Annotated in this window: 13 protein-coding genes and 1 CRISPR repeat array (1 of these 14 cut by a window edge); of the genes, 7 read left to right on the top strand and 6 right to left on the bottom strand. The window is 41.4% G+C overall.

Annotation, left to right across the window (positions count from 1 at the left end; translation table 11 throughout):
- Window positions 1-694: direct repeats of the CRISPR family, unit length 35 nt; unit sequence GTTTTCCATTTATTCCCCTTCGCGGGGACGGAAAC; it begins 102 nt to the left of the window's first position.
- Between the two features lie 134 nt (window positions 695-828).
- Entirely contained in the window at window positions 829-2,043 is a 1,215-nt protein-coding gene (locus tag ACM0OR_RS00495; RefSeq protein ID WP_414574577.1) for a murein transglycosylase A, read from the top strand.
- A gap of 43 nt (window positions 2,044-2,086) precedes the next feature.
- Here ACM0OR_RS00495 and ACM0OR_RS00500 read toward each other — a convergent pair whose 3' ends face one another.
- Window positions 2,087-2,527 carry a hypothetical protein gene (locus ACM0OR_RS00500; RefSeq protein WP_323267118.1) on the bottom strand — a complete coding sequence of 147 codons (441 nt, stop codon included), beginning with the start codon at window positions 2,525-2,527 and terminating at the stop codon, window positions 2,087-2,089.
- Between the two features lie 336 nt (window positions 2,528-2,863).
- Here ACM0OR_RS00500 and ACM0OR_RS00505 point away from each other — a divergent pair, with 336 nt between their 5' ends.
- Window positions 2,864-3,346: a hypothetical protein gene (locus ACM0OR_RS00505; RefSeq protein WP_414574578.1), complete on the top strand. Its 483-nt coding sequence runs from the start codon at window positions 2,864-2,866 to the stop codon at window positions 3,344-3,346.
- A 12-nt stretch (window positions 3,347-3,358) separates the two neighbouring features.
- Here ACM0OR_RS00505 and ACM0OR_RS00510 read toward each other — a convergent pair whose 3' ends face one another.
- Both ACM0OR_RS00510 and crtH read right to left on the bottom strand, forming a co-directional pair.
- Window positions 3,359-4,213, bottom strand: coding sequence for a DUF72 domain-containing protein (locus ACM0OR_RS00510; protein WP_414574579.1), 855 nt, complete (start codon window positions 4,211-4,213; stop codon window positions 3,359-3,361).
- A 114-nt stretch (window positions 4,214-4,327) separates the two neighbouring features.
- Window positions 4,328-5,845: a carotenoid isomerase gene (crtH, locus tag ACM0OR_RS00515; RefSeq protein WP_414574580.1), complete on the bottom strand. Its 1,518-nt coding sequence runs from the start codon at window positions 5,843-5,845 to the stop codon at window positions 4,328-4,330.
- A 510-nt stretch (window positions 5,846-6,355) separates the two neighbouring features.
- On the opposite strand from crtH, the gene upp reads away from it, so the two are divergent.
- The 3 genes from upp to ACM0OR_RS00530 all read left to right on the top strand — a co-directional run bounded on the left by upp (window position 6,356) and on the right by ACM0OR_RS00530 (window position 8,130).
- A complete protein-coding gene (gene upp / locus ACM0OR_RS00520) occupies window positions 6,356-7,006 on the top strand; it encodes a uracil phosphoribosyltransferase (RefSeq protein ID WP_323267073.1) in 651 nt (216 codons plus the stop codon).
- Window positions 7,007-7,092: 86 nt separating this feature from the next.
- Window positions 7,093-7,443 (top strand): hypothetical protein, encoded by a 351-nt coding sequence (locus ACM0OR_RS00525; RefSeq protein ID WP_414574581.1) that lies wholly within the window; start codon window positions 7,093-7,095, stop codon window positions 7,441-7,443.
- Between the two features lie 408 nt (window positions 7,444-7,851).
- Entirely contained in the window at window positions 7,852-8,130 is a 279-nt protein-coding gene (locus tag ACM0OR_RS00530) for a YggT family protein (RefSeq protein WP_190704597.1), read from the top strand.
- 71 nt (window positions 8,131-8,201) lie between these two features.
- On the opposite strand, the gene ACM0OR_RS00535 is transcribed toward ACM0OR_RS00530, so the two are convergent.
- The gene (locus ACM0OR_RS00535; protein WP_414574582.1) at window positions 8,202-8,618 is read right to left on the bottom strand and encodes a biotin carboxylase; all 417 of its coding nucleotides are present in this window, start codon (window positions 8,616-8,618) and stop codon (window positions 8,202-8,204) included.
- Between the two features lie 222 nt (window positions 8,619-8,840).
- Between ACM0OR_RS00535 and ACM0OR_RS00540 the strand changes: the two genes are divergently transcribed.
- Window positions 8,841-9,452: a hypothetical protein gene (locus ACM0OR_RS00540; RefSeq protein ID WP_414574583.1), complete on the top strand. Its 612-nt coding sequence runs from the start codon at window positions 8,841-8,843 to the stop codon at window positions 9,450-9,452.
- A 148-nt stretch (window positions 9,453-9,600) separates the two neighbouring features.
- On the opposite strand, the gene ACM0OR_RS00545 is transcribed toward ACM0OR_RS00540, so the two are convergent.
- Window positions 9,601-10,278, bottom strand: coding sequence for a class I SAM-dependent methyltransferase (locus ACM0OR_RS00545; protein WP_414574584.1), 678 nt, complete (start codon window positions 10,276-10,278; stop codon window positions 9,601-9,603).
- A gap of 555 nt (window positions 10,279-10,833) precedes the next feature.
- Here ACM0OR_RS00545 and ACM0OR_RS00550 point away from each other — a divergent pair.
- Complete coding sequence (locus tag ACM0OR_RS00550; RefSeq protein WP_414574585.1) at window positions 10,834-11,091, top strand: hypothetical protein; 258 nt, start codon at window positions 10,834-10,836, stop codon at window positions 11,089-11,091.
- A 129-nt stretch (window positions 11,092-11,220) separates the two neighbouring features.
- Here the strand turns inward: ACM0OR_RS00550 and mgtE are convergent, their stop codons facing one another.
- Complete coding sequence (gene mgtE / locus ACM0OR_RS00555; RefSeq protein WP_414574586.1) at window positions 11,221-12,579, bottom strand: magnesium transporter; 1,359 nt, start codon at window positions 12,577-12,579, stop codon at window positions 11,221-11,223.
- Window positions 12,580-12,873: the final 294 nt, after the last annotated feature.

The following is a 12,873-nucleotide window of genomic DNA, read 5'->3' on the forward strand; positions in this document are numbered from 1 at the left end:
AACAGTGGCCGCCCCACCCTTGCTCGTAGAGGTAGCGGTGGGGTTTTCCATTTATTCCCCTTCGCGGGGACGGAAACCTTGTTTTCCAATCATCGTGGGCGACGACGGTAACTTGTTTTCCATTTATTCCCCTTCGCGGGGACGGAAACCGGTATATCTTCCACCTCCAAAGCTTGGGGCAGCAAGAACAGTTTTCCATTTATTCCCCTTCGCGGGGACGGAAACGCCTCAGAGAGGAGGATCTCTCTGATTTGACAGAAAGTTTTCCATTTATTCCCCTTCGCGGGGACGGAAACTTTATAGGAATTAATCACTTCGTGCCAAGACTCATTATGTTTTCCATTTATTCCCCTTCGCGGGGACGGAAACCAGCACTAACCACAACCAAAGCCGCAGCAAAACCAGTTTTCCATTTATTCCCCTTCGCGGGGACGGAAACTCGGGTGTGCATTGTTTGAGCAAACCACCTAAGGTGTTTTCCATTTATTCCCCTTCGCGGGGACGGAAACCCAGTGCCGCAGCACATGGTATTCTCTGAAAACCCCACGTTTTTTTCCACTCATTCCCCTTCATGGGGACGGAAACGTCATAGTGACAAACTGCACAACGGCAGAAAATACAGACTTTCCATTTATTGCGAATTACGAATTGCGAATTACGAATTGCTTTTATTCCCCTTCGCGGGGACGAAAACCTGCTGTATTACCTGGGAAGAAGTTCATGCAGAGTGTTTGATTTTTCTGCTGGATGGGAAACTAAAGTAGGAAACAATGGTCTTAGGGTGTGATAAAAACATCTCAAAGATGTGCATCTGAGATTCTCTTAAATATGAAAAAACCACTGGCTTTATTTTTCTTCGGTTTGGGAATTACACTTTTCAACCCGTTACCAATAGCTGTGAGTCAGGTAACTCCCCAACTATCAGCACCGCCATCTCAGGTAACGCCAGCGTTAAAACTAGTTGATATTGGTACTTGTCAACCTGCGCGTGCTTGTTTGGGTTGGGATGAACAATTGTTTCTCGGTCATGGCGGTTTAAAAAAAGATCGCCAATCTCTATTAAAATCAATTGACAATAGTTTGAGTTATTTAAATACACCTAGAGCGATCGCAGTCTACAATAATTACCCTATCAAGGAAATTACCCTCGAAAGAGTACGCCGCAGTTTAAGACGGTTTCGCCAATTGGTAGCTACAGCTAAATCACCTGCACAACTACAAACTGCGGTACGTCGGGAGTTTGCTTTTTATAAGTCAGTGGGTGACGATAATCGGGGTACGGTGAAATTTACCGCCTACTACGCACCGATTTATCAAGCCAGTCGTACACGTACTGCACAATACAAATATCCCATTTATCGCGCACCTTCAGACTTTGAGCAATGGACTAAACCCCACCCGAAACGAGTTGAGTTAGAAGGGGTAGACGGACTTTTGGGAAATAAAAGCCAATTAAATGGGTTGGAAATGTTTTGGTTACGCGATCGCTTTCAAGCATACATGATCCATATCCAAGGTTCAGCCAAACTCAATTTAACTGATGGCACTCAAACTAGTGTTGGTTTTGTACGCGGTACAGATTACCCTTGGAATAGTATCGGCAGATTACTGTTTCAAGATGGCAAACTCTCTAAGGAAGAGTTGAATATGCCAGGGATTATTCGGTATTTCCAGAAAAATCCTCAATCAATGGATAATTATTTACCACGCTGGGAACGCTTCATCTTTTTCAAAGAAACTAAAGGTGAACCAGCTACAGGTAGTATTAGCGTTCCTTTAGTACCAGAACGTTCCATTGCTACAGATAAAGCCATTATGCCTCCCGGTGCTTTAGCTGTCATTAATGGTTCATTTCCCTATCCTGATCGCAGTGGTAAATTGGTAAACCGTCAAGTTAGCCGCTTTGTGCTTGACCAAGATACAGGTAGTGCTATCAAAGGCCCTGGTAGAGTAGATTACTTCTTAGGTTATGGTGACTTAGCAGGCGATCGCGCCGGTATTACAGTCGCTACTGGTTCTATATACTACTTACTGTTGAAATAATTCGTAATTCGTAATTAAAATTACGAATTACGAATTATTAACCCTACATTGCTCTTTGCCCCATATGTTGACTGTCAAGCCCTTGCTTAATCCATTTCAGGCATTCATATTCTGATTTAAATAATTTCGGTGCAGCAATGTTATTTAACAACTCTGGTGGGTAATGATCGTAAAAATACCTGCCATTTTCATGGAAGAGAATAATTAAATTTTTACGATAAACATAGCGAGATTGAAAAATGTCACGTTGACTAACAAAATCTGCATTTTTGTCTAGATGTTCTATAGCAATTTCAACAATATTATTAGTGCTATTGCCATAGATTTTTGCAGGATTATCTGCTTTATGAAACTGACTTTTTCGTCCCACTTCTGACAAGAGTTTATACGAATAAATTTCGTACTGGTCTGCTTTGCCAAAAATAAATGGAATGATGAGATATCCTTTATATGAAACCGAATTTTCATAAAGAAGACGACTCATCTTAACCTCCTTTGATATAACAGCTTCAACAGCGATTACCTCAACAATCCGCATGAGTATTGAACCCATTTCTATGAGTTAATTAGCAGCATTGTTGAACAACCTTTTAGCAATTTTGACAAGAGGGGTATCACCCCCTTTTTTGAAGATGATACTGGATAAGTTCTGATCAAAAAAGGATTGCAATCACCATTATCTCTTTTTTTTAAAGTAGTCTTGATGAGATATATTGCAAAAGTCAAAAAACCATGAATTTAAGTATATCGATAGATATCTAGAGAGATATATAAGATAGTGCCATAAGATAAACGCTATACGTCAAAAGTGGAGAACAACATGAGATTGGTCTGGATGGTTATTACTTGGGGATTAACTGTATCACTAATATTAAGTATATTTGCTGTGATGAAACCTACTCAAAGCAAAGTACCCCAGTTAAGTAATGAAGAATCTCCGTCATATAAATTGGAAATAGTCAAAAACCGTGGTGATTTAATTCGTCTCAATGGTCAAAGGGTCAAACTGATTGGGCGTTATACATCAAAAACTTGGAAACCAGACCCAAGATTTACAGGAATTGCGGATTTTCAAGGACTTTATACAAAATCGCAAATTGTGCTTGAGGATGGTACTGAGGTGAGTATTTTTCCATCTTGGAACAAACAATCTTTGCGATCGCCAGATGAGGTAGAGAAATATAATAATCAAATGGTTGCAGCGATGGGAGTAGTGCAGTTTGAAGCCACACTCTATCCAAATTCTCAAACACGCGAATCTTTCATTAACTTAGTCGAAATGGAAAACCACGCTCAATTCTGAGTTCTCCTCTCATCACCAAAGACTAAGTTGATTAGGTGGAGAGTCTAGCTGATTCCAAGGTAAAGGGGGAACTGCAACAGCATTTTGTTCTAATAGCTGTTGAAAGTGGCGAGCTATGTTAGGCGATCGCTCTTCTAGAGGACAATGAACAAAGAAATAGATTTTTACTCCTGAGTCCAACCATTGCTGAATCTGGCTCACCCATTCTTCCATAAACGGCTGATTCACTGACAAGTTGGGATGAGAAATAAATCGAATCAGACAAAAAGGTGCGGTGACGCTGAATTGTAAAGGGAGTTTAGGTTTGCGTCGCTCTGATTGTAATTGGGGGTCATCATCTCCAGAGTAGATGGGACGGGAATCTAAAAGCACTCTCCCCACACCTAAAGTTTCTAAAAGCTGTGTCAAATTAGTGGTGTGTGGTTCTCTAAACCAGTCGGGATGTCTTACTTCTAGTGCTAGTGGTGATTCTTGACGCGGCCAAGCTTCTAGAAACATAGCCAAATCATCAATTGATGCAGGGGAGTAACTTGGCGGTAACTGGGCAAATACGGGGCCAAGATGCTTACCTAAAGGACGCATTCCTGCTAAAAAATCTAAAGCAGCCGGAATATAAGGTACTAATAAACCTTTGTGAGTAATATCCCGTGCTAATTTCAAACAAAACTCAAAGCCTGGGGGTGTTTCCGTCGTCCATCGGCTGACAGTTTCTGCATTAGGTATGGCATAGAAAGTGGTATTACCTTCTACAGTGGTAAAGCGACGACTGTAGAGGTGGAGAAATTCTGTTGCACGAGTACCTTGGGGATAAAGTTCCCCCAACCAACCTTTATATGCCCAAACAGCACAACCAATAAAGAAGTTCACAAGCTTTGATAAAAATAACTTCTGGAGAACTTTGAGTGTTCCTAATTAATTGTAAGTGCTGTTAGCAGTAGCGGGGCGTTGAACAGCCTTGCTCCCGTTCTCATTTGAGGTGTTTCAAAGTCCTAAATCCACAGCAATACGATGGGCGCAAGCAAAGCCCGAAAACGCCACTGCATTCAACCCTTGACCCGGAAATGTACTGTCTCCCACACAATAAAGCCCTGGAATAGATGTGCGATTAAAGGGCATTCCCAATAATCCCCACAACTTGCGCCGGGGTATCGGCCCGTAAGTCCCATCTACGCGCCCCAAAAAACGGCGATGGGTTCGAGGTGTCCCCACTTCCAGATAGTCTAAGCTTGCATCTAACCCTGGAAAAATCTTCTCTAGTCGGTCAATAATTCGCCAAGCAGCCGCTTCTTTTTTGGCTTCGTAGTCACCAGCAGACATTCCTTGCCAATCATCAATCCAGTGGGGTGTGAAGGCATGAATGATATGATATCCCTTTGGTGCTAAGTCTGGGTCAAGCAATGTAGGAATGGAGACAAAAAGCGTGCCTTCCGGTGTCATCATATTTTGCCAATCTTCCAAAATAATATGATGACACTCCGTCCCACCAGGTAAAACAGACTCTTTTACTCCCATGTGCAGACTTAAAAAGCTTGGAGACTTTTGATAAGATTGCTGCCAATTTTTCTCATTATACGGTATATTCTCTACAGGAAGTAATTTTTCAAATGTATCCCAACGTGTAGCATTAGAAACTATGCGTTTAGCTTGGTAAATTTCACCACTAGCTAATTGCACACCAACAGCCCGGCCTTTTTCGGTGAGGATTTTTGTTACCTTGGCTTGGTACTTAATCTGACCACCTGTATTTTCTAACCCTTGTACAAGCTTTTGAGCAATTTGTCCTACGCCACCTTTGGGATAGTTTACGCCGCCATAATGTCTATCAGAAAAGACCATTCCAGCATTAATCATGGGTGTCATGTTGGCTGGAACTACAGACCAGCAGTAACATTCCATATCGATAAATTGTAATAATTGGGGGTCTTTAATATAGCGTCGGGCTACATCTCCAACATTTTGAGACAGATACTTGACTAAACCAAGACACGCTAAAGGGTGCTGCAAAAATACCCGCAGCAGATACCGAGGTTCTTCTAGAGACAGTAAATCTATATTGTTAAGACAATTGAATACGCGCCAACATTCGTTATAAAAGCGACGAATCCCTTTAGATTCATGAGGAAAGTAAGCAATAAGACTTTGCAAAAAGTGGTGATAATCCCTATCAACTTTCAAGTCTAAACCTTGGGGGAGATGATAATGAATTTGGACGCGATCGCTAATTGTTTCTAGGCTAGTATTAACAGCTTTCAGGGCGCGGGTAAGTAAATTTGTAGTACCTTTGTTTCCTAATCCAAAAATCATCGATGCCCCCACATCAAATCGATAACCTTCGCTCTCAAAGTAGCCAGCACTTCCACCAGGAATTAAATAACTTTCCAGTACCAGCACTTTCGCGCCTTTGGCTGCTAGCTGGGTAGCTGTTACTAAGCCACCAATACCTGAACCAATTACAATTACGTCAAATAAAGATGGTGTAGTGCTGAGAGTAGGAGACATGGGGAGAGCCGATACAAGAAATTTACTAAGACACTTGTATTCTATATTACTTTTATTTAGTCCAATCATAGACTGTCTTTACTTTATTGATCTGGCTTAATTCAATAAGGCAAAAACTGAGAACGAGAAAGACAAAGATATGTTTGGCTATTTTTTTTGAGTACCTAAAAACATAAAAAAGAGGGACGAGTCTGCTACCGCCGACCAATCCCGTCTGCCGATCCTTAAAGAGAGGAGAACACTGATAATAATATAACCACGATTGAGAATACTTGTCAACTATTAATGAAAATTTATTGCAATAGTTTTGGGGAGTGGGGATTTTAGATCATTCAATCCAAAATCCACTCATTACAAATCTACTCATTGAAAGGCTGGGGATTGGAGACAAGGCTCAACAACTTATGACTGATTTAATGCAAGAATTTTGAATTCCCCGAAGGGGGTTGACCAGGAAAGAGTATGATGATGTTTCAGTTCTTGTAGAATAAAAAACGGCTATTTTGAGCTATGGCGGTACAACTGCGTGTTTATGTTCCTCCTCATCCTTTAATCAAGCATTGGCTGGCAGTTGCCCGTGATGCGGCTACGCCTTCAGTCTTATTTCGTAGTGCTATGACTGAGTTAGGTCGGTGGCTAACTTATGAAGCCGCGCGGGAATGGTTGCCGACACAAGAAATTATGGTGCAAAGCCCCCTGGATAGCTGCCCTGGGACAGTGGTTAATCCACAAATTCCTATGGCAGTTGTGCCGATTTTACGGGCAGGTTTGGGGTTATTAGAAGGGGCGCAAACTTTACTGCCCTTAGCGTCGATTTATCATCTGGGTTTGGTGCGAAATGAAGAAACGCTAGAACCTTCATGCTATTTGAACAAATTGCCAGAAAAATTTGCCCCCCAAACGAGGGTATTGATTACTGACCCGATGTTGGCTACAGGTGGATCAATTATGACAGCTATGTCAGAATTGATCCGGCGAGGTGTTGATCCAGCTTTAACACGGATTGTTTGTGTAGTAGCTGCGCCGCCAGCTTTACAAAAATTGAGTCAGACCTATCCTGATTTAACAATTTACACTGCCACTATTGATGAAACAGTCAATACTCAAGGGTTTATTGTACCGGGACTAGGAGATGCAGGCGATCGCATCTTTGGCACATAAGTTAGTATGCAGCTAGGGAAGGAAAATAACTCAACTGATCTAAAACTGATCTAAAAGTTGCCAAGTTTCTTCAAAGGGATAAAGTTATGAGTCAGCGCGATGGTTTTGCTAGTGGTTTTTTCGCAGGGGCGATATTTGGTGGCGTAGTCGGAGGAATTGTGGGTGCTGTCATTGCTTCTCGTCGAGATGAAGAAATAGTGGAAGAAGGTACAGAATTGATGAGTAGCCCCAAAGAAAATAAGAAAGTATCAACGAAACGCCGTCAGATGATATCTTCAGAGAATGAAGGCATAGAAATGGAGACAACACGGCGATCGCTCGAAGATAAGATTGCCCAGTTAAACGCCACAATCGATGAGGTGAGGAAACATCTGGGGGATGTCAATGGCGGTTCTACTCAATCTGTTAATGATCGATCTCTTAGTCAAGATTCTTAAAAAGGTGACATCTACACCATTCCCCCACTTCCTCGCAGGTGTAGGTTTTGACGCTTTCCCCAACCAATACTGCTTTTAGGGTGTAGGGTTATAAAGGTGTAAGGGCATAGAAATTGATAAAACTATGATGATTCCGTTAGTTTTACAAACATCACTCATTAGACCTAGCTTGAAAATGAGATGTGTCATTCTGAATGAAATGTAGAATCTTTGAGATGTTTCGCTTTGCTCAACATGACAGCTTAAGCATTTATGCAAGAGGTCTATGGCTTGATTCAAAACCTACACTTGTCATATCCCTGCTCATGGCGGTTAATGCGGTAACTCTCGGCATACGTCAATGACATCGACTAAATTAAAATCTATAGTAAGACCGCGTTTAACACTTAGTAGGAAACTAAACCATCCATGTATTTACTGATTACTACGTTAGTTACTTTCTTAACCGTTTACAGCTACTTGCTAATTATTCGGGTTTTGTTGACTTGGTTTCCCCAAATCAACTGGTATAACCAACCATTTGCAGCCTTAAGCCAAGTCACAGACCCCTATCTCAACTTATTCCGTTCAATTATTCCCCCTTTGGGTGGTATGGATTTTTCTCCCATTCTCGCTTTCGTGGCGTTGAATTTAGTCACTAACCTTCTAAGCAATCCTTATCTTCTACGTTTGTTCGGAGCATTTTAACTCTGCAAACCTTTGAATTTAGTGGGGTGGATTTGATCCCCCCCACTAAGTTCAAAATTCAAAAATAACTTCTACTTCCGGATTTGTGCGCTAAAACCCGAAGCTTTAAACTGCTTCAGCTGCAAAGGTAAAGGCTGATTTGCAGGTACAGAAATTCTTAATTCAAAATCACTAGTGCCGGGTGGGACTTCCGCAATAGAACCAAGACGATTACGATTTTGTAATATGGAGTCATTGTTGGCATCATATATGCGCCCATAGATATCTGCATCGTAGACGGTTTTATAAGTGCCATTCTGGGCTTTTCCAGTAACAATAAAGCAATTAGCAGCCGCACTACCACTACTGCTAACAGCCCCTTGAGCCAATTCAGGCGGACAATCCTTGTAAGATAAGTCAGAGAGTTTAATCTGTGTCAACGCTACAGCCACAGGAGTCCATACCCACGAGATTAATGCCATGAGACAGGAAAGCAAGATGCCTGTCATAAATCTTGAGTAGTTTAACTTAAATGTTATTCTGATTTTCTTTTCCATAAATGTATAAGGTAGCAAGGAAAGTTGGGGATTGGGGACTGGGGACTGGGGACTGGGGACTGGGTATTAGACATTGGGGACTGATGATGCCCAATGTCTAATACCCCATGACTAGAAACTTCTATTTAACTTTTGTAATAATTATTAAATCAGACCCTCGATTACTATTAAATTATGACACCAGATGAGATAACAACAGCGTTGCAAGCAGCTTTTAATCGTTGTGATGCAGCCAGCTGTCCTCTCACTGACAGGCAAAAAGAGATTTTATTGCAATTGGTCGAGGAAATTCACAAGCAATCTAAGCGAGGGAAGTTAGATACTCCCAATCCTTTAGATGAACTCACCCCAGAGGAACTAGAGATATTTTTAGAGTTCGTGAAGATAGAGGAACAACAAAACCGCACTTGGAAGGTGCAGTTACTGAACGACTGGCTGCATAACAACGACTCAGGTAAAGTGCAGTTTATTCGCGATCGCTATGGTTTACAGTGGTTAAATCGTGTAGAGTCTTATCACTTCGACAAATATGCCTATTTTGAGGATGCACTCAAACTAAGAATAGGCGATCGCATTGAAGTTTCCAACGCCCTATGGGAGTGGGTGCAGAATGATGGCCCCTGCAAAAGAGAATGGTTTCTTTCCATTGTGATTCAGATTGATGAACTTAATAGTAGTGAAGATTCCTCTACTAACTGCGTTGTTCGCTTCTATAACGGGACTGAGTACGAAATTCAAGGCATTTACGAGTGGAATAGATTCAATTGGCGTTGGCCAAAAAAGTAATGAGTGCTGAGTGAAGAGTGAAGAGTGCTGAGTGCTGAGTGCTGAGTAGTGAGTAGTGAGTAGTGAGTGGACATTGTATTTTTCTCCCCCTGCTTCCCCTGCTTCCCCTGCTTCCCCTGCTTTCTTTTCCCCTGTCACCTGTCACCTGTCACCTATCACCTGTCACCTTCTTCAAGGCTAAAGTTAAGCCGTCGCCGATGGGGACGAGACTTAAACTTACTCTTTGGTCTTGTAGTAGTTTTTCATTGAAGGCGCGGATTTTTTTGGTGCGATTATCTTGGATTTGGGGGTCTGCGACTCGTCCTGACCAGAGAACATTATCAATGGCTATCAGTCCTCCTGGACGAACTAGTTGCAGCGATCGCTCATAATAGTTATCATAATTTCTCTTGTCGGCATCAATGAAGGCAAAGTCAAAGGTTTCTGCTTCACCTGTGGCTAGTAATTGGTCTAAAGTCTCTAAAGCTGGGGCGATGTGTAGGTTAATTTTATGGGCTACTCCAGCTTGTTGCCAATAACACCGTGCGATCGCTGTAAACTCTTCACTATTATCACACGCTACTATCTGTCCTTCGGGGGGTAAAGCTAGTGCTACCACTAGAGAACTATAGCCTGTAAAGACTCCCACCTCTAAGGTTTTCTTTGCGCCTAATAACTGCACCAGCAACGCCATAAATTGTCCTTGTTCTGGTGCAATTTGCATCCTACCCATTGGATTTTGGGCTGTTTCTTGCCGCAATTGAGTTAATATTTCTGCCTCTCGCAATGAAACAGATAGTAAATAATCATATAAATTTGGTTCGAGTCCCAGAGTCTTAGTTGTCATTGAATAATTTTTCTCAATCTAGAGGTGGATAATATTCTATTTTTGTTTCCACCTCCAGGGCGATAAAGTGCCAGAATTTAATAGTTAATTTTAAAGCAGATGAATGGACTAAATCCTTCATTGTAAGTAAGAGAGTTGTGTACTTGTTTTCGTGGTCAGTTTCATAGTAGTGTGTGTTCGGTGTGAGGAGTAATTCCGTTACGTACATTGAATAGCAATTTGTACGTTTGGCTAAATATCCGGGGTAAAAGTCCTATACTTGCTTTTAGCAAGTCAAAGGACAAATAATTAAACCTTGGGTTGATATTATCCAGGGTTTAATTATTTTATAATTCAAAACTTCTTATATATCTGGTCAAGTATTACATCTCAATGGTAGGGAAATAGTCAATGGCTAGAAATAGCTAAATGAGTGATCAAAATTTACTGAAGACGTGATTTATTAAGTCTTCAGTAAATTTTGAATTGCTTTGTCTGCCAATAGAGGGATGATTTCATGAACAAATGTTGTTAGTCTAACGGGGGAAAAAGATTTAGAATTAACAAAAAAAGCCTATGGTATCTGCAAAACAACTGCATGGAACTGACCTAGTAGATTGTGCTAGGGCAAATGCCAAACTAGGAATTGAAACTGCTGCTTATCAATGTGGTTATGGCGATGACATTAATACCTTTGCACGAAAACTCAGACAAGCTTGTGAGCAGATGAATTTACAAGTTAAGGAACTGAGTGAATTAGTGACTGACCAGGACATAATACTAGAAATGGGTACTGGTGAAATCATTGCTCCAGATACATCTTCAGAACTGTAGAAATTGGAGGCTAGTACCGCTACGCAAAAGTAAAAGCTGATAAAATAGGCTTTTAAGTTATTGAGAATAGTTGCTGTATTTACACCCTGCTGTACTAGTAATTCCTACTCAGGACTTAGCAGTCATTAATCAGTTTAAGATGAATCTTGCCAAGTTGAAGTAAATCAAGACACCTAAGACATCAACTGCTGTAGTAATAAATGGTGCAGACATCAAGGCTGGATCTAAACGCAGAAAGCGAAATAAAAACGGTAGTGCTGAACCAGAGACAGAAGCTAAAATCGAAATAGCTACTAGACTAGTACCGACTGCGATCGCCACTTCTAATCTTCCTTGTAGCAAGAAAGCCCACACTGTAGCGATACTACCTAACATACCACCCAGCAATGCACCAGCGATCGCCTCACGCCCAATTACCTGTAAAGTCCCCAGGGATCTGATTTCGTCAGTATTCATACCCCGAATCACCACAGTGGAAGATTGTGCGCCAACGTTACCGCCAGTACCAGTAAGTAAGGGAATAAAGGCAGTTAAAGTAACAAACTTGGTCAAAATATCTTCTTGGGATTTAATAATCGTACCCGTGACAGTATTGGTAATCAGCAAGATAAATAACCATAAAACTCGTTTACGGGCTACTTTAAATAAATCCATCTGAAAATAATTATCGCCATTAGACTGCACGCCACCGCCTACAGCATAAATATCTTCAGTAGTTTCTTGTTGCAAAATATCAATGACATCATCGACGGTGACAATACCCACCAGACGTTCTTCTCGGTCTACTACAGGCACAGCCAAAAAGTCGTATCTTTGAATTAATCTGGCGACTTCTTCTTGGTCTGTATCAGTGTGAACAAAAATCACATCACGGGTCATGATTTCGCCAATGGTTTGTTCAGGCTGAGATGTGACCAACTCTCGCAGTGAAACTATCCCCGTTAATCGTCTCGCTGCATTAGTAACGTAAAGATAGTAAATCATCTCACTAGCATTAGCTAGGCTGCGAATCCGTTCTAAGGCTTGAGTTACCGTAAAATTTTCTTTTAGAGCTATTAACTCTAAAGTCATGATCCGCCCAGCCGTATCAGCTTCATAACCTAAAAGTAAAGCTGTAGCTTGGCGTTCTCCTGGACTCAGTTGTTCTAAAAGACGATTAACGACTTTAGCCGGTAATTCATCAAATAACCTAGCTCGGTCATCTGAAGACATTTGGTCAACAATATCACGGACTTCTTGGCTTTTCAGTTCCTCAATCAGCCGTTCTTGAACGCTGTAATCGAGATATTCATAAACTTCAATCGCCTCACTTTTTGAAAGTAACCGAAACGCCAGAGCGTGCATTGCTTCTGGTAGACCTTCAATGGCCTCAGCAATATCCGCAGGCTGCACAGGTACGAGAATAGCTTTAGCTCCCTGCAAATCTCCTGCTTCCAATAGCATTCGCAGCTGAGTCCTAACTAAATCTCGTAGTTCCCTACGTGACATATCCTGAAGGGCAGAGTTTAAATTGTTCGTCTCTGTCACTTTCCACTTTCCTCGACCAGTAATAACAAAGTTGCTGCCCCTAGTCTAAGGGATAGTGGCAAAGTATAAACCTAAACTTGTTGTGATTTTTCGTGATTTAGGTATGGGGTGCAAGAAACTGGCTCATATTCCATACTCAGATCCAAGTGGAATATTTGCTTATCCTCTTCAAGCAAGATTTATTAATACGTCAATAGTCAGACGCTAAAGTTTGACCTGGCTTCTAAATTAAAGCCTATGAAGTCATATCACTTC

Source organism: Anabaena sp. CCY 9402-a (assembly GCF_963920945.1).
Lineage (GTDB): Bacteria > Cyanobacteriota > Cyanobacteriia > Cyanobacteriales > Nostocaceae > Trichormus > Trichormus minutissimus.